The 20,529-nt window shown below is 43.0% G+C and carries 18 protein-coding genes; all 18 read left to right on the top strand.

Features of this window, described 5'->3' with window-relative positions; genetic code table 11:
• Window positions 1–9: 9 nt before the first annotated feature.
• The 18 genes from pnp to HNR63_RS08355 all read left to right on the top strand — a co-directional run bounded on the left by pnp (window position 10) and on the right by HNR63_RS08355 (window position 20,499).
• Window positions 10–2,118: a polyribonucleotide nucleotidyltransferase gene (gene pnp, locus HNR63_RS08440; RefSeq protein WP_009732932.1), complete on the top strand. Its 2,109-nt coding sequence runs from the start codon at window positions 10–12 to the stop codon at window positions 2,116–2,118.
• A gap of 120 nt (window positions 2,119–2,238) precedes the next feature.
• Window positions 2,239–3,201 (top strand): polysaccharide deacetylase family protein, encoded by a 963-nt coding sequence (locus HNR63_RS08435; RefSeq protein WP_085788892.1) that lies wholly within the window; start codon window positions 2,239–2,241, stop codon window positions 3,199–3,201.
• Window positions 3,194–4,435 (top strand): M16 family metallopeptidase, encoded by a 1,242-nt coding sequence (locus tag HNR63_RS08430; RefSeq protein ID WP_085788893.1) that lies wholly within the window; start codon window positions 3,194–3,196, stop codon window positions 4,433–4,435. The genes HNR63_RS08435 and HNR63_RS08430 overlap by 8 nt, the downstream gene beginning before the upstream one ends.
• 60 nt (window positions 4,436–4,495) lie before the next feature.
• Window positions 4,496–4,732 (top strand): YlmC/YmxH family sporulation protein, encoded by a 237-nt coding sequence (locus tag HNR63_RS08425; RefSeq protein WP_042533903.1) that lies wholly within the window; start codon window positions 4,496–4,498, stop codon window positions 4,730–4,732.
• Window positions 4,733–4,847: 115 nt separating this feature from the next.
• Window positions 4,848–5,750, top strand: coding sequence for a dipicolinic acid synthetase subunit A (dpaA, locus tag HNR63_RS08420; RefSeq protein WP_223249792.1), 903 nt, complete (start codon window positions 4,848–4,850; stop codon window positions 5,748–5,750).
• Window positions 5,747–6,340 (top strand): dipicolinate synthase subunit B, encoded by a 594-nt coding sequence (gene dpaB, locus HNR63_RS08415; RefSeq protein WP_042533907.1) that lies wholly within the window; start codon window positions 5,747–5,749, stop codon window positions 6,338–6,340. The genes dpaA and dpaB overlap by 4 nt, the downstream gene beginning before the upstream one ends.
• A gap of 105 nt (window positions 6,341–6,445) precedes the next feature.
• Window positions 6,446–7,495 (top strand): aspartate-semialdehyde dehydrogenase, encoded by a 1,050-nt coding sequence (gene asd, locus HNR63_RS08410; RefSeq protein WP_181520444.1) that lies wholly within the window; start codon window positions 6,446–6,448, stop codon window positions 7,493–7,495.
• 22 nt (window positions 7,496–7,517) lie between these two features.
• Window positions 7,518–8,747, top strand: a complete 1,230-nt coding sequence (gene dapG, locus HNR63_RS08405) for an aspartate kinase (RefSeq protein ID WP_021095418.1) — start codon at window positions 7,518–7,520, stop codon at window positions 8,745–8,747.
• A 12-nt stretch (window positions 8,748–8,759) separates the two neighbouring features.
• Window positions 8,760–9,629 (top strand): 4-hydroxy-tetrahydrodipicolinate synthase, encoded by an 870-nt coding sequence (dapA, locus tag HNR63_RS08400; protein WP_085788896.1) that lies wholly within the window; start codon window positions 8,760–8,762, stop codon window positions 9,627–9,629.
• Window positions 9,630–9,726: 97 nt separating this feature from the next.
• Entirely contained in the window at window positions 9,727–11,394 is a 1,668-nt protein-coding gene (locus HNR63_RS08395) for a ribonuclease J (protein ID WP_042533911.1), read from the top strand.
• A gap of 110 nt (window positions 11,395–11,504) precedes the next feature.
• A complete protein-coding gene (locus HNR63_RS08390) occupies window positions 11,505–12,218 on the top strand; it encodes a ClpP family protease (protein ID WP_085788897.1) in 714 nt (237 codons plus the stop codon).
• Window positions 12,215–12,439 (top strand): YlzJ-like family protein, encoded by a 225-nt coding sequence (locus HNR63_RS08385; protein ID WP_021095414.1) that lies wholly within the window; start codon window positions 12,215–12,217, stop codon window positions 12,437–12,439. Before HNR63_RS08390 ends, HNR63_RS08385 begins: the two co-directional genes overlap by 4 nt.
• Window positions 12,440–12,503: 64 nt before the next feature.
• The gene (locus HNR63_RS08380; protein ID WP_181520443.1) at window positions 12,504–14,744 is read left to right on the top strand and encodes a DNA translocase FtsK; all 2,241 of its coding nucleotides are present in this window, start codon (window positions 12,504–12,506) and stop codon (window positions 14,742–14,744) included.
• A gap of 202 nt (window positions 14,745–14,946) precedes the next feature.
• A complete protein-coding gene (locus HNR63_RS08375) occupies window positions 14,947–15,672 on the top strand; it encodes a GntR family transcriptional regulator (protein WP_021095412.1) in 726 nt (241 codons plus the stop codon).
• A 107-nt stretch (window positions 15,673–15,779) separates the two neighbouring features.
• Complete coding sequence (locus tag HNR63_RS08370) at window positions 15,780–16,853, top strand: BMP family lipoprotein (RefSeq protein WP_181520442.1); 1,074 nt, start codon at window positions 15,780–15,782, stop codon at window positions 16,851–16,853.
• 119 nt (window positions 16,854–16,972) lie between these two features.
• Window positions 16,973–18,502, top strand: coding sequence for an ABC transporter ATP-binding protein (locus HNR63_RS08365; protein ID WP_043967723.1), 1,530 nt, complete (start codon window positions 16,973–16,975; stop codon window positions 18,500–18,502).
• A complete protein-coding gene (locus HNR63_RS08360; RefSeq protein ID WP_181520441.1) occupies window positions 18,499–19,545 on the top strand; it encodes an ABC transporter permease in 1,047 nt (348 codons plus the stop codon). Before HNR63_RS08365 ends, HNR63_RS08360 begins: the two co-directional genes overlap by 4 nt.
• A complete protein-coding gene (locus tag HNR63_RS08355) occupies window positions 19,546–20,499 on the top strand; it encodes an ABC transporter permease (RefSeq protein ID WP_181520440.1) in 954 nt (317 codons plus the stop codon). It begins immediately after the preceding gene.
• Window positions 20,500–20,529: the final 30 nt, after the last annotated feature.

The raw sequence follows: 20,529 nt of genomic DNA, 5'->3' as shown, positions 1-20,529 counted from the left end.
TCGGTTTATATGGAACAAGAAAAACATGTGTTTTCGATCGACTGGGCAGGTCGGCCGTTGACCGTTGAAATTGGCGAATTAGCCAAACAAGCAAACGGCGCTGTATTAGTGCGATACGGTGATACGGTCGTATTAAGTACAGCGACAGCATCGAAAGAACCAAAAAGCGTCGACTTTTTCCCACTAACAGTCAATTACGAAGAGCGTTTATACGCTGTTGGTAAAATTCCAGGGGGATTCATTAAACGTGAAGGGCGTCCAAGTGAAAAAGCTATTTTAGCTAGCCGTCTCATCGACCGTCCGATTCGGCCATTATTTGCTGAGGGATTCCGAAACGAAGTGCAAGTTGTCAGCATGGTGATGAGCGTTGATCAAGACTGCTCACCAGAAATGGCGGCGATGTTTGGCTCTTCGCTTGCGTTAACGATTTCTGATATCCCATTTGAAGGGCCGATCGCAGGGGTAACAGTTGGCCGTGTGAACGGTGAATTTGTGATTAACCCGTCTGTCGCACAAATGGAACAAAGCGATATGCATCTTGTCGTTGCCGGAACGAAAGATGCGATTAATATGGTTGAAGCAGGGGCGAATGAAGTACCAGAAGAAGTTATGCTTGAAGCGATTATGTTTGGGCATGAAGAAATTAAGCGGCTTATCGCATTCCAAGAAGACATTGCCGCAAAAGTTGGTAAAGAGAAGATGGAAGTCGTTCTGTATGAACTCGATGCCCAGCTTGAAGCGGACATTCGTGCTCGCGTGGAAGGAGAAGTGAAACGTGCGGTTCAAGTCCCTGAAAAATTAGCGCGCGAAGCAGCCATTGAACAATTAAAAGCAGAAGTTGTAGCGGCGTACGAACAACAAGAAGCAGATGAAGAAACAATAAAGCAAGTAAAAGAAATTTTACATAAACTTGTTAAAGAAGAAGTGCGTCGCTTAATTACGGAAGAAAAAGTGCGTCCAGACGGACGAAAAGTAGATGAAATTCGTCCGCTTTCATCAGCGGTTGGACTTTTACCACGCACGCACGGATCAGGCTTGTTTACACGAGGACAAACACAAGCGCTTAGCGTATGCACACTCGGTGCACTTGGTGATGTACAAATTTTAGATGGACTTGGTATCGAAGAAACAAAACGGTTTATGCATCATTACAACTTCCCGCCATTTTCAGTCGGAGAAACAGGAGCGATGCGCGGACCAGGACGTCGCGAAATCGGTCACGGAGCGCTTGGTGAACGCGCGCTTGAACCGGTCATTCCATCTGAAAAAGAGTTTCCATATACGATTCGCCTCGTATCAGAAGTGTTAGAATCAAACGGTTCGACATCTCAAGCGAGCATTTGTGCGAGCACATTGGCGATGATGGATGCGGGGGTGCCGATTAAAGCGCCAGTGGCTGGTATTGCGATGGGGCTTGTGAAAAGCGGTGAACACTATACGATTTTAACAGATATTCAAGGCATGGAAGATCATCTCGGTGATATGGACTTTAAAGTAGCGGGGACAGAAAAAGGAGTCACTGCTTTACAGATGGATATTAAAATTAAAGGTTTATCGCGTGAAATTTTAGAAGAAGCGTTGCAACAAGCGCGCAAAGGTCGCCTTGAAATTTTAAAACATATGATGCAAACGATTAGCGAACCGCGCAAAGAGCTATCGAAATATGCACCGAAAATTTTAACGATGCAAATTAATCCGGATAAAATTCGTGACGTCATCGGTCCGAGCGGAAAACAAATTAACAAAATTATTGAAGAAACTGGCGTAAAAATTGATATTGAACAAGACGGAACGATCTTCATTTCATCTGTAAACGAAGATATGAATCAAAAGGCGAAAAAGATCATTGAAGATATCGTTCGTGAAGTAGAAGTTGGACAAGTGTACTTAGGAAAAGTGAAACGAATTGAAAAATTTGGTGCATTTGTTGAATTGTTTAGCGGAAAAGACGGTCTCGTACACATTTCAGAATTGGCGGAGGAACGCGTCGGAAAAGTGGAAGATGTCGTTTCTATCGGCGATGAAATTTTAGTGAAAGTAACGGAAATCGATAAACAAGGCCGTGTAAATTTATCGCGAAAAGCGGTATTGCGCGATCAAAAAGAAGCCGAGCAATAAAAACGGAGCCTTGGGTTCACATCCCCTTGGCTTCTTTGCTGTGTGTAAATTTTTTTTGCGCCCGTTCTACCTTGTCCGTCTTGCACATACCCTCTTTATTAGAAAAGGAGGGGACGAAGCATGCGGCGAGCGCTCTTTTTAATTATCATCATATGTATGGCGGCGATCATCGTGCAAAATCCGTGGACGACGACGTATATTCACGAATTACGGCATATGACAGCAGCGAAACAAAGCGATCCGTTATACATTCAAATTATGGAACGGGCAAAACAATACAATATTCCTGCACAAAATGCAAAAGTCGATCGCGTTTGGAAGGCGATTCCTGGCTACAACGGATTAGAAGTAGACGTTGAGGCATCATATAAACAAATGAAACAGAACGGAACATTTTCCGAACAACAGCTTGTATACAAACAAGTATCACCGACCATTCACTTGCATGATTTGCCTCCATCACCGATTTATCGGGGACATCCAGATAAACCGATAGTCTCTTTTTTAATTAATGTCGCATGGGGAAGCGAACATATCCCAAACATGTTACATATTCTTGAAAAATACAACGTTCGCGCGACATTTTTTTTGGAAGGTCGCTGGGTAAAAGAACATCCACAACTCGCGAAAATGATTGCAGACGCCGGTCATGAAATTGGCAATCATTCATACAACCATCCAGATTTAAAAATGATGAGTAAACAAGCGATTCGTGAACAAATTGTCAAAACAAACGATGCCATTGAAGCAGCGACGGGAGTGAAACCTCGCTTATTCGCTCCGCCAAGCGGTAGCTATCGCGACGATGTCGTATATATCGCTCATGAGCTCGGGATGTACACAATTTTATGGACGGTCGATACAATTGATTGGCAAAAACCGTCCCCGTCTGTTATAGTGGAACGAGTAACGTCTAAAGTTCATAATGGGGCGATGATTTTAATGCACCCAACCGTATCGACGGTACAGGCGTTAGAGCCGTTAATTCAATCATTACAAAAACGAGAATATGTCATTGACAATGTGTCCACATTATTAAGCGAGGAAAGAATTGTAAAAAGTAGGAGGAAGGGAATTGATTAAAACATATACATGTCAAAATGGGGTAAGAGTTGTACTCGAGCACATTCCAACTGTTCGATCTGTGGCGATCGGAATTTGGATCGGTACAGGATCACGCAATGAAAACGAACGAAATAACGGCATTTCACACTTCCTTGAGCATATGTTTTTCAAAGGAACAAAGACGCGTACAGCGCGGGAGATTGCAGAATCGTTTGATCGCATCGGCGGTCAAGTGAACGCGTTTACGTCGAAAGAGTATACGTGCTATTACGCAAAAGTATTAGATACGCATGCATCATTTGCGTTAGATATATTGGCGGACATGTTTTTCCATTCAACGTTTGTAGATGAAGAATTACAAAAAGAAAAAAATGTCGTATTTGAAGAAATTAAAATGTATGAAGATACACCCGATGACCTCGTTCACGACTTACTGAGCAAAGCAAGTTATGGCAATCATCCGCTCGGTTATCCGATTTTAGGAACGGAGGACACGTTAGCGACATTTACAGGTGAGACGTTGCGACAATATATGCATGAAACGTATACGCCAGATCGAGTTGTCATCTCAGTTGCGGGTAATGTTGACGATTCGTTTATTCAACAAGTAGAAGCTTATTTCGGATCATTTACAAGACAAAAAGGTGACGATGCGCATATCACACCAACGTTTTATCCAAATAAAATCGCGCGCAAAAAAGAGACAGAGCAAGCGCACGTATGTATCGGATTTAACGGATTGCCAATTGGTCATGAAGATGTGTATAGCTTAATTATTTTAAACAACATTTTAGGCGGAAGTATGAGCAGTCGCCTTTTCCAAGAAGTACGTGAGCAACGTGGATTAGCTTATTCCATTTTCTCTTACCATTCTGCATATCGCGACGGAGGAATGGTAACGATTTACGGAGGCACAGGAAGCCAACAGCTCGATCTTTTATTCGATACGATTCAACAAACGATCGAACAATTAAAACAAGATGGCATTACTGAAAAAGAGCTAGAAAATAGCAAGGAACAAATGAAAGGGAACTTAATGTTAAGTTTAGAAAGCACAAATAGCCGCATGAGCCGAAACGGAAAAAATGAGTTGTTGTTAGGTCGTCATCGCTCGCTTGATGAAATCATTGAAAGCATCGATCGCGTGACGAAGGAAAGCGTTGATCGGATGGCGCAAACGATTTTTACAGACGACTTCTCCGTTGCCCTTATCAGTCCAGAAGGAACATTGCCAAAAAGCCTGCAACAATAAACTTGCAGGCATTTTTTTATGCCTTTTTTTCTACAATGATAAAGAAAGGGGGGGCAACATGTGCGACTAAGTGAACTGAGCGGAAAAGAAATTGTCGATATGAAAAGGGCAGAGCGGCTCGGCATTTTAGGACAGACCGATTTAGAAATTAATGAGCGAACAGGGCAAATTCAAGCGCTCCTTATTCCAACAACAAAATGGTTTGGCTTTCGGAAAGAAGGGACAGATATACGTGTACCGTGGAGCCGCGTAAAAAAAATTGGCTCTGATATGATTTTAATTGATATTGATGACTAGACACCTCAAGCGGGTGTCTTTTTTCATTTTACGCTCACCGTTTGATAACCGGCATCATAAGATGTGAAAGTAACGATGGGCAAAAAACTAGATGTATAAGAGGGTGAATGAACTCATGCTGACAGGAATGCACGTTGCGATCATCGGTGGGGACGCTCGGCAGCTTGAAGTCATTCGGAAATTGATGGAACTTGACGCGAAATTGTCACTCGTTGGCTTCGATCAATTAGACCATGGCTTTGCTGGAGTAACAAAAATGAAAATTCATGAAGTCGATTTCCATGATGTAGACGCCATTGTTTTACCTGTCCACGGAACGAACATGGACGGTGAAATTCAAACGGTGTTTTCAAATGAAAAAATGACATTTACAGAGGAGTTGCTTCGCCAAACACCAGCGCACTGCACCGTTTATTCAGGAATTACAAATGACTATTTAGATCGTGTCGTCAAGTCGGTTGGGCGAAAACATGTTCAACTATTTGAACGGGATGATGTGGCAATTTATAACTCGATTCCAACGGCAGAGGGAACGGTCATGATGGTGATTCAACATACAGATGTGACGATTCATGGATCGCGCATCGCTGTTTTAGGGTTAGGACGTGTAGGCATGACGGTAGCACGGACGTTTGCGGCTTTAGGTGCCCGAGTAAAAGTAGGGGCTCGCCGCTCTGAACATTTAGCGCGCATTGCAGAGATGGCGCTAGAACCGTTTCATTTAAACGATTTAGAACAACACGTGAAAGATATTGATGTTTGCATTAATACGATTCCTCATCTCATTGTGACCGCCAGTGTCATTGCGAAAATGCCTGCCCACACGCTCATTATTGATTTAGCTTCAAAACCGGGTGGCACTGACTTTCGATATGCTGAAAAAAGAGGCATTCAGGCATTACTAGCGCCGGGGCTTCCTGGCATTGTCGCTCCAAAAACGGCGGGGCAAATTGTCGCGAACGTATTGTCGCAACTTCTTTCTGCAGATTTGAAAAAACGAAAGGAGAATAAAAAATGAACGTACAAGGAAAGCGCATTGGCTTCGGTTTAACAGGTTCACATTGCACATATGATGCGGTCATGCCGGAAATTGAAAAATTAATTGCCAAAGGGGCAGACGTCATACCGATCGTTTCGTATACGGTGCAATCGACAAATACGCGGTTTGGCAAAGGAGAAGAATGGGTAAAAAAGCTTGAAGAGATGACAGGCCATCAAGTCATTGATACAATTGTAAAGGCGGAGCCGTTAGGACCGAAATTGCCGCTTGATTGTATGGTTATTGCCCCGTTAACAGGAAATTCAATGAGCAAATTAGCGAATGCGATGACAGATTCCCCTGTATTAATGGCAGCGAAAGCGACGATGCGCAATCATCGTCCGGTTGTTGTCGGCATTTCGACAAACGACGCGCTCGGTTTAAATGGCGTGAATTTAATGCGATTAATGGCGGCAAAAAATATTTACTTTATTCCGTTCGGTCAAGACGACCCGTTTAAAAAGCCAAATTCGATGGTCGCTCATATGCCATTGTTGCTTGATACGGTAGAAGCCGCGCTAGAAGGTCGGCAAATTCAACCGGTCATCGTCGAATATCGCCGTTCATAAATAAACAGTTGAAAGAAAATTTATAAAAAACGTCTCTCCTTTATGAATGAATGTGCTAAAATAAATGATATTAAAATTGTCTATGAGTTGGAAGGAGAAGGAGAAATGGAGCAAAAAGGATTGCATGTCGCAGTTGTCGGTGCAACGGGAGCTGTCGGACAACAAATGATTCAAACGTTAGAAAAAAGAAATTTCCCAATTGCTAAACTATCTTTACTTTCATCGGAACGTTCAGCTGGGAAAAAAGTGATGTTTAAAGGTGAAGAAATTGAAGTGCAAGCAGCAAAGCCAGAAAGCTTTGAAGGGGTGCATATCGCGTTATTTAGCGCAGGGGGAGCAGTATCTAAACAGCTCGCTCCGGAAGCGGTGAAACGCGGAGCGATCGTTGTTGATAATACGAGCGCGTTTCGTATGGACGAAAACGTGCCGCTCGTTGTTCCTGAAGTGAATGAAGCCGATTTACATTGGCACAACGGAATTATCGCAAATCCAAACTGCTCAACGATTCAAATGGTCGTTGCGCTTGAACCGATTCGCCAAGCGTTCGGATTAAAGCGCGTCATCGTCTCAACATACCAAGCGGTGTCAGGAGCAGGAGCGCAAGCGGTAGAAGAGTTAAAAACACAAACGTCGAACATGTTAAATGGTGAGGAAGTCACACCGGAAATTTTACCGGTTAAATCGGATCGTAAACATTATCCGATCGCATTTAACGCCATTCCACAAATTGATAAGTTTCAAGATAACGGATTTACATTTGAAGAAATGAAAATGATTAATGAAACGAAAAAAATTATGCATATGCCTGAGTTAGAAGTAGCAGCAACGTGCGTGCGCATTCCAGTCATGACGGGACATTCCGAATCTGTGTATATTGAAGTTGAACAAGAGGGCGTAACGGTTGATGAGTTGAAAGCATCATTAAGAGAAGCGCCTGGCGTCGTATTGCAGGATGACCCAAGTGAACAGTTGTATCCGATGCCGCTATATGCAACGGGACAAAACGACGTATTTGTCGGTCGTATTCGTAAAGATTTAAATCGCGACACAGGGTTCCATTTATGGATCGTTTCTGATAACTTGTTAAAGGGCGCGGCGTGGAACTCTGTTCAAATCGCTGAAAGTCTTTTAAAATTAGGGCTTGTAAAAGCGTAAAATCATCATCGAGGTGTTGACGTTGAAAATAATCGTTCAAAAGTTTGGCGGCACGTCCGTTCGTGATGAACACGGCCGAAATTTAGCGCGCAAACATATTGAAAAAGCGCTGCAAGACGGTTATAAAGTGGTTGTCGTCGTTTCAGCCATGGGGCGAAAAGGAGATCCGTATGCAACGGATACGCTCCTTAGCCTCATTGACGGGGCGAATGCGCATGTGACAAACCGTGAAAAAGATTTATTGATGGCGTGTGGTGAAATCATTTCAAGCGTCGTGTTTACAAACATGTTAAATAAGTGTGGGGTAAAAGCGACAGCCTTTACCGGAGGGCAAGCAGGCTTTCGTACGAACAACGACCATACGAACGCGAAAATTATTGATATGCGTTGCGAGCGTTTGTTGCGTGCCTTAAAAGAGCACGATGTTGTCGTTGTCGCAGGTTTTCAAGGCGTTGCTGAAAACGGAGATGTGACAACAATTGGACGCGGGGGAAGCGACACGTCTGCGGCTGCGCTTGGTGCCGCACTCGGTGCGGAATGGATCGACATTTTTACCGATGTGGAAGGCGTGATGACTGCAGACCCGCGCATTGTAGAAAACGCGCGACCGCTTGATGTCGTGACATATACAGAAATTTGCAATATGGCGTATCAAGGAGCGAAAGTGATCCATCCACGTGCGGTCGAGATTGCGATGCAAGCAAAAGTCCCACTCCGCATTCGCTCTACGTATTCTGATGCGCCAGGGACGCTTGTCACATCGATTGCGAAAAAAGGAAGCGATGTAAAAGAACGGTTAGTGACAGGGATTGCCCATGTTTCAAATATTACACAAATTAAAGTGCCAGCAAAAGAGGGACATTACGATTTACAAGCGGAAGTATTTAAGGCGATGGCGAATGAAGGAATTAGTGTCGACTTCATTAACATTTCGCCAAATGGTGTCGTGTATACGGTATCGAGCGACATGGCGGATCGAGCGATTGCTACGCTACAAAAGCTCGGTTATGAGCCAATCGTCACACGCGGTTGCGCAAAAGTGTCGACTGTTGGTGCAGGGATCGCAGGTGTTCCGGGTGTGACAGCAAAAATTGTTACAGCATTATCGGAACGCGGCATTCAAATTTTGCAATCGGCTGATAGCCATACAACGATTTGGGTGCTAGTGAAGGAAGAACATTTAAAAGAAGCGGTCAATGCATTGCATGATGCGTTTCAACTTGCAGAACAGAAACAATACGACTTTAGTTAGGAGTGAAACATTGTGGTTCAATTTGGTCAAATTGCCACAGCAATGGTTACCCCATTTGACAATAAAGGGAACATTGATTTTGCGAAAACGACGCAATTAGTGAATTATTTAATTGAAAACGGCACGGATTCACTCGTTGTTGCTGGCACGACTGGAGAATCTCCAACGTTAACGACGGAGGAAAAATTGGCACTTTTTCGCCACGTGGTCGAAGTCGTTGACGGACGTGTGCCGGTCATTGCCGGAACGGGAAGCAATAACACACGCGCATCGATTGAATTGACGAAAAAGGCAGAAGAAATTGGTGTCGATGCGGTCATGATCGTTGCACCTTATTACAATAAGCCAAATCAAGAAGGAATTTATCAACATTATAAAGCTATTGCAGAGAGCACGTCATTGCCTGTGATGGTGTATAACATTCCGGGACGGGCGGTTGTGAATATTTCTGTTGAAACGATTGTCCGCCTCTCGCAAATTCCAAACGTTGTCGCTGTGAAAGACGCAAGCGGCAATTTAGACGCGATGACAGAAATTATCGCAAAAACGCGTGACGATTTTATGTTGTATAGCGGAGATGACGGATTGACACTTCCTGTATTAGCTATTGGAGGAAGCGGTGTCGTTTCCGTCGCCTCGCACATTATCGGAAACGAAATGAAAGAAATGATTCAAGCCTTTATGCGCGGAGACAATAAGGAGGCAGCAAAGTTGCATCAGCGTCTATTGCCGATCATGAAAGCATTATTTGCCGCCCCAAGCCCTGTCCCAGTAAAAACGGCTTTACAGATGAAAGGGTTAGATGTCGGTTCCGTCCGTCTTCCGCTTGTGCCACTAACTGAGCAAGAACGTTTGCAGCTCATGCATGTGTTACAAGGTTAAAAGAAAGGGAATTCATCCCTTTCTTTTTTATTGTTGAATCAGTTATAATGGATGTAAGTGACTTTGAGCGGGTGAGTTTGTTTGACTGTAGGAGGCTTTGAAGATGAAACAAGCAGAGAAAATTCGTGTATTTGCCCTCGGCGGCGTGGGAGAGGTAGGAAAAAATATGTATGTCGTCGAGGTGGACGAAGACATTTTTGTCTTAGATGCGGGACTCATGTTTCCAGAGGACGAAATGTTCGGCATTGATATGGTCATTCCTGATATTACGTATTTAGTGGAGCAACAAGAGCGCATTCGCGGCATTTTTTTAACGCACGGCCATGACGATCATATTGGAGCAATTGCGTATGTGTTACGAAAAATTACTGTACCTGTGTACGGAGCAAAATTGACGCTTGCGCTCGTGGAAGAAAAATTAAAAGAGCAAGGGATTACATCGAAAGCAAAGCGCATCGAAATAAACGCGAATAGTGAAATTGTATTTGATAAGGCGGTCGTATCGTTTTTTCAAACAAACCATAGCATTCCGGATTGTCTCGGTGTAAGCATTCATACGTCACAAGGTGCCATTGTATATACGAGCGATTTTAAATTTGATCAAACGCCTGTTGGCATATGTCGTACTGATTTTGGTAAAATGGCACAAATCGGAGCGCAAGGCGTGCTTTGCTTACTATCCGATAGCACGAATGCGGAAAAACCGGGATATACGGGTTCTGAAGCGGTTGTTGGACAAGAAATTTCTGATGTCATTTACAATGCAGATGGACGCATTATCGTTGCTTGCTTTGCATCAAACATTACGCGCATTCAACAAGTGTTAAATGCTGCACGCGATCATAGACGAAAAGTCGTTATTATGAGCCGTCATATGCATAAAGTGATTGATATTGCCGTGCGTCTAGGGTATTTGAAATTTGATGAAAATATGATCATTCCGATGAACGAAGTAGGTCGCTACAATGATCGCGATTTAGTCATTTTAACGACAGGCAACCAAGGAGAACCAATGGCGGCGCTTGCACGTATGGCGAAACAGGCGCACAAATACATCAATATTAAAGAAGGAGACACAGTGATTGTCGCTTCTTCTCCAATGCCGGGACATGAATTGTTTATTGCTCGAACGATTGATGCGTTATACCGTGCAGGAGCGAATGTCGTGTACGGTCAACGTCAAGTGCATGTGTCTGGACACGGATACCAAGAAGAATTAAAGTTAATGATTAATTTCATGAAGCCAAAATATTTTATTCCGGTACATGGAGAATTTCGCATGCAAAAGGCGCACGGGAAAATTGCCCAAGCGGTCGGCATTCGCCAAGATGCAATCTTCTTAATTGAAAAAGGAGAAGTGATTGAGTTCCGTAACGGTCACGCCCGTTTTGGTGGAAAAGTGCCGAGCGGTCAAATTTTAATTGACGGATTAGGTGTTGGCGATGTAGGAAATATCGTGTTGCGCGATCGCCGCTTACTTTCACAAGACGGAATTATGATTGTTGTTGTTACATTAAGTAAACAAGATAAGCGCGTTGTTGCCGGTCCGGAAATGATTTCTCGCGGTTTTGTATACGTGCGTGAATCAGAAACGCTTTTTGAAGAATCTGTTAAAATTGTAAAAGAAATTGTTGAAAAAAGTATGGAAGATTATGTTGTTGAATGGTCTTCATTAAAAACAAACATTCGTGACGCATTGAGCCAATATTTATTTGAGAAAACAAAACGAAAGCCAATGATTTTACCAATTATTATGGAAGTGTAAAACAACATGCTCAAAGTCAAGAAAACACCTGCATTTCGCAGGTGTTTTTTGTATGAACAAGACGATGTTCACGTATACTAACGACATCATGTAACAGAAAGGGGATTATGATGGAAGAACGAGATGTACCTCAAGAGGAAACAAAACCATCTCCGGCAGAAAATATTGTTCAGCTCGGTCAAACAAATGTCCCGCAGCTTTCTTCCGATTCAACGGTCCATTGTTTAACGATTGTCGGACAAATTGAAGGACATATTCAATTACCACCGCAAAACAAAACGACAAAATATGAACACATTATTCCGCAAATTGTAGCAATCGAACAAAATCCGAATATTGAAGGATTGCTTGTCGTATTAAATACAGTTGGGGGAGATGTTGAAGCGGGGCTAGCCATTGCAGAAATGTTAGCATCGATGTCCAAGCCGACTGTTTCTATTGTGCTTGGTGGAGGACATTCGATCGGAGTGCCAATTGCGGTATCGTGCGACTATTCGTTTATCGCAGAAACGGCGACGATGACGATTCACCCGATTCGTTTGACGGGTCTTGTCATCGGTGTCCCGCAAACGTTTGAGTATTTAGATAAAATGCAAGAGCGTGTCGTCAATTTTGTTGTGAAACATTCAAACATTAGTGAAGAAAAGTTTAAAGAACTCATGTTTTCTAAAGGAAATTTAACACGCGATATCGGAACGAATGTGGTGGGAACCGATGCGGTAAAGTACGGTTTAATTGACGAGGTCGGAGGGCTATCGCAAGCGATGTGCAAATTGCGGGAATTCATTGATCATTCTAAGCAACAAGGGGCGATGTTACAATGATTTTACATACGATCGTTCCGGAATTTATCGTTTTTCAAACGAATGAGGCGGAGTATAAAAAACAACGCACTGTTCAATATAATGGGGTGTCTTTACTTGTGCAACAAACAGAAACGAATGAGTATGAAATTGTGCGGGTGCTAAGCAGCGATCCACAACATTATTTAACGTATGAACCAGGCACAAAACTTTATGCGACATCACTACAATTTATGGTATAATAAGAACAAGCAGCCACGCTTCACTGTTGGCTGCTTTTTCATCTTATATGTTGGAGTGGGCGAAATGGGAAAGAAAAATAAGCGTCGCACAAACAAACAAGATCAATGGAAAAAAACATTGCGTTTTGAATTCATCGGATTAACGATGCTAGCATGCACAGTCATTGCGATGGCGAACGTCGGAGCTGTCGGGCGTTCACTCGTTTTTGCCACCCGCTTTTTTATGGGAGAGTGGTATATCGTTGCATTATTAGGGGCGCTTGTTATATCGCTATACGTGATTTGGAAAAGGGCATGGCCTCCGTTTTTTCAACGCGTCCTCGTTGGATTGTACTTGATCGTTCTTTCGTTATTGTTGTTTAGTCACGAGGCGCTATTTCATATTTTATCAAGAAATGGAAAATTGGTGAACCCGAGCATTATTCAAACGACGTGGGAGTTATTTTGGAAAGATGTGCGTGGGGAAAACGGGTCTTTTTCTGATTTAGGCGGAGGTATGCTTGGCGCTTTATTGTACACAATTAGCTATTATTTATTTGATCAATTAGGAACAAAATGGATTGCTTCGCTGTTGATGATACTTGGCGTGTTGCTTTTGACAGGAAAAACGTTACGTGATACAGCAGGAAAAGGAATTGAATGGTTTGTTTCGTTTATGCGGAAGCAAACGAAAGCGGTTATCTCCGATGTTCGTTCATTTTTCAATCGTCCGAAAAAAGAAAAGCAACAGCAGCCACATATTGAAGTAGTGACAGCGCTGGAGGAAAAAGAGAAAGAGGAAGAGGAAGACGAAACGATCGTTGTGGAAGGTCCTGTCATTTCCAACTTCAATGAAGGAGCGGAAGAAGAAAAGCCGATCGTATTTACGCAAACACATGAAACAGATTACGCGTTGCCACCCATTGATTTACTTTCTCCTCCGAAGGCGGTTGATCAATCGCGGGAAAAAGAAAGTATTTATGAAAATGCCCGCAAGCTTGAAAAAACGTTTCAAAGCTTCGGTGTAAAGGCAAAGGTAACGAAAGTGCATATCGGTCCAGCTGTCACAAGATACGAAGTATATCCAGATGTCGGTGTGAAAGTAAGTAAAATCGTTAGTTTAAGTGACGATTTAGCGCTCGCTCTAGCGGCAAAAGACATTCGCATTGAAGCACCGATTCCCGGAAAATCAGCGATCGGCATTGAAGTGCCAAATGAAGAAATTGCGATGGTTTCTTTACGCGAAGTATTAGAAGCGAAAGAAGCCGATAAACGAGAGGCGAAACTGTTAATCGGACTTGGGCGCGATATATCGGGACAAGCCGTGCTTGCTGAACTAAATAAAATGCCTCATTTACTTGTTGCTGGTGCGACGGGAAGCGGGAAAAGTGTATGTATTAACGCCATTATCGTTAGCTTGCTTATGCGCACGAAACCGCATGAAGTGAAAATGATGATGATTGATCCGAAAATGGTGGAGTTAAGTGTATATAACGGCATTCCGCATTTGCTTTCTCCGGTCGTAACCGATCCGAAAAAAGCGTCTCAAGCGTTAAAAAAAGTAGTGAGCGAAATGGAGCGACGATATGAGCTCTTTTCGCATACGGGCACGCGCAATATTGAAGGATATAACGAATATATCGATCGTCATAATGAAACAGCAGAAGTCAAGCAACCGCTTTTACCGTACATTGTCGTCATCGTTGACGAACTAGCCGACTTAATGATGGTTGCTTCAAGCGATGTAGAAGATTCCATCACTCGTCTTGCTCAAATGGCGCGCGCAGCAGGCATTCATTTAATTATTGCCACGCAGCGTCCATCTGTTGATGTCATTACGGGCGTCATTAAAGCAAACATCCCGTCTCGCATCGCATTTAGCGTATCATCACAAACGGACTCCCGAACGATTTTAGACATGGGTGGAGCTGAAAAATTGCTTGGGCGAGGTGACATGCTCTTTTTACCTGTCGGTGCGTCTAAACCAGTTCGTGTCCAAGGAGCTTTTGTATCCGATCAAGAAGTAGAAAATGTCGTACAATATGTCATTTCACAACAAAAAGCACAATACGAAGAAACGATGATCGCGCAAGATGATGAACCGACAGAAGCGTTTGATGATGAGTTGTTTGATGAAGCGGTTCAGCTCGTTATTGATATGCAAAGTGCATCTGTTTCGATGTTGCAGCGACGATTTCGTATCGGTTATAACCGAGCAGCACGTTTAATTGATGCGATGGAAGCTCGCGGCATTGTTGGACCTTATGAAGGAAGTAAACCGCGCGCTGTGCTCGTATCGTCAAACGATCAAGCAAAAACGTCATGAAAGAGGCTGAAAAACAAGCCTCTTTTTTGTATAAATGGGGCATAATAATGATATATTATTAAAATCGCTTACATATGATTTCATACGACTTTTTTCGACATTTTTTTTATTCGCTATTTATTTATGAACGAAAAAATGTTATATTATTAATAAGAAATTTGTCTAACATCAGATGTCTGATATCTAAGGTGGGGGATGGTGAATGTCTGTTAAATCTGATCATCGACACTTATATTTACAAGTGATTGATCGTATTAAAAAAGATATTGAAAAAGGGGTATATAAGGAAAAAGAAAAACTCCCTTCTGAGTTTGAGCTAGCAAGACAGTTAGGAGTAAGTCGAGCGACATTGCGGGAAGCATTACGCGTATTAGAAGAAGAAAATGTCATCATCCGCCGCCACGGTGTCGGGACGTTCGTTAGTTCCCGCCCGATGTTCACCTCAGGTATTGAACAACTAAGTAGCGTGACGGAGATGATTCGCCAAGCCGGGCGTAAACCGGGGACGATTTTTTTATCTTCTTCTATTCAAAAACCGACTGAAGATGATATAAAGCGCTTTCAATGTCATAAAGAGGAAGATTTACTTGTTGTTGAGCGGGTACGAACAGCGAATAACGAACCGGTCGTTTATTGTATTGATAAAGTTCCGTGTAAATATTTACCTAAAGGAATTGCTTATGAAAATGAGTCGTTATTAGAAATATTACATAATGAAGCGAATCGGTATATCGCATATGCTGTTACACACATTGAACCGCTTGGCTATCACGAAAAAGTGTCACCGATTTTACAATGCGAGCCGGAAACAGCGCTTTTAGTTTTAAAACAAATGCATTTTGACGAAAATGACGAGCCGATTTTATACTCAATCGACTACTTCAAATCAGATAAGTTTAGTTTCCACGTGTTAAGAAAACGCGTGTAGCTTATAAAAGCGCTTACCCTGTTAAGGAGGTGACGTTGGAGGGAGAAGGATATTTTGTGCATTTCACTTTTTACTAATCCATATTTCATTTAAGGGGGTAATGATTGATGAAGAAAAAGCGTTTTGGATTGTCGATGTCTTTATTATTGACTGCCGGCATGCTTCTTGGCGGCTGCGGACAGGCGAAAGAAGAGCCGAAAAAAGAAGAAGGAAAAGCGTCTGAGTTTAGCGTAGCGATGGTTACAGACGTTGGTGGAATTGACGATAAGTCGTTCAACCAATCAGCATGGGAAGGGTTGCAAAAATTTGGTGAAGAAAACGGCTTGAAAAAAGGAAAAGGTGGCTATGACTATTTACAGTCACAAAGCGATGCGGATTACGCAACAAACTTAAATAAACTTGTACGTAACGATTTTGACCTCATTTACGGTATCGGTTTCTTAATGACAGATGCCGTTTCAGAAATTGCAGACCAAAAACCGGACAATAAGTTTGCGATCGTCGACAGCGTTGTTGAAAAACCGAATGTCGCAAGCATTACATTTAAAGAGCATGAAGGTTCATTCCTTGTCGGTGTTGTCGCTGGTTTAATGACAAAAACAAACAAAATCGGTTTCGTTGGCGGTATGGAAATTCCGTTAATTGAAAAATTCGAAAGCGGCTTCATCGCAGGGGTAAAAGCGGTAAACCCAAATGCGACAGTTGAAGTGCAATATGCCGGTGCGTTTGATAAAGCGGATAAAGGAAAGGCCATTGCTTCAAGCATGTACGCTTCTGGTATTGACATCATTTATCATGCAGCTGGTGCGACAGGAAACGGTGTATTTTCTGAAGCGATCGACTTGAAAAAACAAGATCCGAACAAAGAAATTTGGGTCATCGGTGTTGACCGCGACCAATACGAAGAAGGAAAAGTGCCTGGAACAGATAAAAGCGTAACATTAACATCAATGGTAAAACGTGTTGACGTTGCAGTATACGACTTAGCAACAAAAACGAAAAACGGCAACTTCCCTGGTGGTCAAGCTGTGGAGTACGGCTTAAAAGAAGATGGTGTAGGTATTGCGCCAACAACGAAAAACAACGTTCCTGAAGACGTATTGAAAAAAGTGGATGAGTGGAAACAAAAAATTATTAACGGCGAAGTGAAAGTACCTACAACTCGCGCTGAGTTGAAATAAGCAAATAACTGTTCTCCGAAGAATGCGTTTCTTCGGAGAACCACTAAATGAAGGGTTGCAACATGTTGCAGCTTTTCATTTAGTGATTTTAACAAGCTCACATAAGGAGTGGATCACGTTTGGAATACGTAATTGAGATGCTAAATATCCGCAAAGTTTTCGGGAATTTTGTGGCAAACGATAACATTACGTTGCAATTGAAAAAAGGGGAAATTCATGCGCTATTAGGTGAAAACGGCGCAGGAAAATCGACGTTAATGAACGTGCTATTCGGTTTATATCAGCCGGACGGTGGGGAAATTCGTGTCAAAGGGAAAAAAGTAAATATCGCCAATCCGAACGTCGCCAATGACTTAGGGATCGGAATGGTGCATCAACACTTTATGCTCGTTGATACATTTACAGTAACGGAAAATATCATTTTAGGAAGCGAACCGAAAAAAGGTGGACAAATCGATATTGAGCGCGCAGAAAAAGAAGTGCGCGAGCTGTCGGAACGTTACGGTTTGGCAGTTGATCCGAAAGCAAAAATTGCAGACATTTCTGTCGGGATGCAGCAACGTGTAGAAATTTTAAAAACGTTATATCGTGGGGCAGATATTTTAATTTTTGACGAACCAACAGCAGTGTTAACGCCACAAGAAATTCAAGAACTTATCCAAATTATGAAAGCGCTTGTACGTGAAGGAAAATCGATTATTTTAATTACGCACAAATTAAAAGAAATTATGGAAGTGTGCGATCGCGTGACCGTCATTCGACGCGGAAAAGGCATCGGCACATTAAACGTATCGGAAACAAATCCGAACGAACTCGCTGCACTCATGGTTGGACGTGAAGTGCATTTCAAAACAGAAAAACAGCCTCCGAAAGTCGGAAAACCTGTTCTTGAAATTGAAGATTTAGTCGTGAAAGATTCACGTGGTATTACGGCAGTCGACCATTTACATTTAACTGTCCATGCAGGAGAAATTGTCGGAATCGCAGGGGTGGACGGAAACGGACAGACGGAGTTAATTGAAGCGATTACCGGTTTAATGAAGTCAGAATCGGGTTCCATTCGTTTAAATGGAAAAGAGATTCGCAATTTAACACCTAGACAAATTACAGAAACGGGTGTAGGCCATATCCCACAAGACCGCCATAAACATGGTCTTGTGCTAGACTTCCCAATCGGGGAAAACATGGTGCTCCAAACGTATTATAAAGAGCCGTACTCAAAACGTGGCATTTTAAACTTTAAAGCGATTTACGATAAAGCACGTCAGCTTATTCAAGAATTTGACGTTCGTACGCCAGACGAATATACGAAAGCGCGGGCTTTATCAGGAGGAAACCAACAAAAAGCGATCATCGGACGCGAAGTAGACCGCGACCCAGATTTACTCATCGCCGCCCAACCGACACGCGGACTTGACGTTGGAGCGATCGAATTCATTCATAAACGTCTCATCGAACAGCGCGATAAAGGAAAAGCGGTATTGCTCGTTTCATTCGAATTAGATGAAATTATGAACGTCAGCGACCGCATTGCCGTTATTTATGAAGGAAAAATTGTAGCTATTGTCGATCCGAAAGAAACGACAGAACAAGAGCTTGGCTTGTTGATGGCAGGAAGCAAACGGAAGGAAGCAGGTGTATCATCATGAGTGAAAATCGTTTAACGAACATTCTCGTCCCTGTTTTTGCAGTTATTCTTGGAATTATTGCGGGCGCCATTGTCATGCTTGTCAGTGGTTATGACCCAATTGCCGGATATTCTGCTTTGTTGTATGGGGCTTTTGGTGATCGATATTATATTGGGGAAACGATTCGTCAAGTGACACCATATATTTTAGCGGGGTTAGCGGTTGCCTTTGCGTTTCGTACAGGGCTATTTAACATCGGGGTAGAAGGGCAACTCATCGTCGGTTGGCTTGCAGCTGTTTGGGTTGGCGTTTCCTTTGAGCTCCCAAAAGTCATTCATTTGCCGTTAGCAATTGTTGCGGCAGCACTTGCAGGCGCGCTTTGGGGATTTATTCCCGGCTTTTTAAAAGCACGTTTCCGCGTCCATGAAGTCATCGTGACGATTATGATGAACTATATTGCGCTATACGTATCGAATGCGGTCATTCGTTCCGTTTTATCCGATCAAGGTTTTAAATCGGAAAAAATTCATCCGTCAGCATCGTTACGTTCAGAGTTTTTACAGTCTTTAACTGATTACTCCACGCTTCATTACGGTATTATTATTTCGTTAATTGCGGCTGTTGTCATGTGGTTCTTGCTTGAAAAAACGACGACAGGATACGAGCTTCGTGCCGTCGGTTTTAACCAACATGCGTCTCATTATGCAGGGATGAATGTCAACCGCAATATTATATTAGCGATGGTCATTTCAGGAGCATTTGCAGGGATTGCTGGTGCGATGGAAGGGCTAGGAACGTTTGAAAACGTCTCGGTCAAAGCTGGATTTACTGGAGTCGGATTCGATGGAATTGCGGTTGCCCTCCTTGGTGGAAATAACGCATTCGGAATTATTTTAGCAGCGATCTTATTTGGAGCGTTAAAAGTCGGAGCGCTTGAAATGCCATCAGCAGCCGACGTGCCGACAGAACTTGTTGACATCGTCATCGCGTTGATTATTTTCTTCGTTGCTTCAAGCTACTTAATTCGTCTTGTGCTTACGCGCTTCAAAAAGGAGGGAAAATAAATGTTACACATCCTTGAAATTATTATTCCTTCCGCGATTTTCTTTGCGGCACCTCTTATTTTTACGGCGCTTGGTGGCGTATTTAGCGAACGTTCCGGCGTTGTCAATATCGGATTAGAAGGATTGATGGTCATCGGTGCATTTACCGGTGTCGTGTTTAACTTGACGTTTGCCGATCAATTTGGTGAATTCACACCATGGCTTGCGATGCTTGTCGCGATGGTTGTTGCTTCGATTTTCTCGCTTATGCATGCGGTCGCGGCTATTTCACTTCGCGCGGACCAAGTCGTTAGCGGGGTGGCGATCAACTTTTTAGCGTTAGGATTATCGTTGTTCCTTGTAAAAATGTGGTACGGAAAAGGTCAAACTGACCAAGTGCAAGTCGGTTTCGATAAAATCGATATTCCAATTTTAAGCAAAATTCCGATTCTCGGTCCGATTTTATTTTCAAACGGATATATCCCATCTTACTTAGCGATTGTATTAGCATTTGTCGTATGGTACGTCATTTATAAAACGCCGTTTGGCCTTCGTCTTCGTGCTGTTGGAGAACATCCGATGGCGGCGGATACGATGGGAATTAACGTCGCAAAAATGCGGTATATTGCAGTGATGTTAAGCGGTGCGCTTGCAGGGATTGGCGGTTCGATTTATGCAACGATTATTTCACGCGATTTTAGCCATGCGACGATTTCTGGACAAGGGTTTATGGCGCTTGCGGCGATGATTTTCGGAAAATGGCATCCGCTTGGTGCGATGGGAGCAGCGCTTTTCTTCGGATTTGCGCAAAGTTTAAGTATCGTTGGACAGGCGATTCCGTTTTTGAAAAACGTACCAACCGTTTACTTGCTCATTTTGCCATATGCTTTAACCATTTTAGCGTTAACTGGGTTTATCGGACGTGCAGATGCGCCAAAAGCGCTCGGTACGCCGTACGTAAAAGGAAAACGTTAATAGGAAAAAGACTTCGGGACAGCCCGAAGT

Origin of the sequence: Anoxybacillus ayderensis (assembly GCF_013761015.1) — a bacterium.
GTDB lineage: Bacteria > Bacillota > Bacilli > Bacillales > Anoxybacillaceae > Anoxybacillus > Anoxybacillus ayderensis.
The sequence above is the reverse complement of the archived record's forward strand: the minus strand, read 5'-3'. Positions and strand labels throughout refer to the sequence as shown.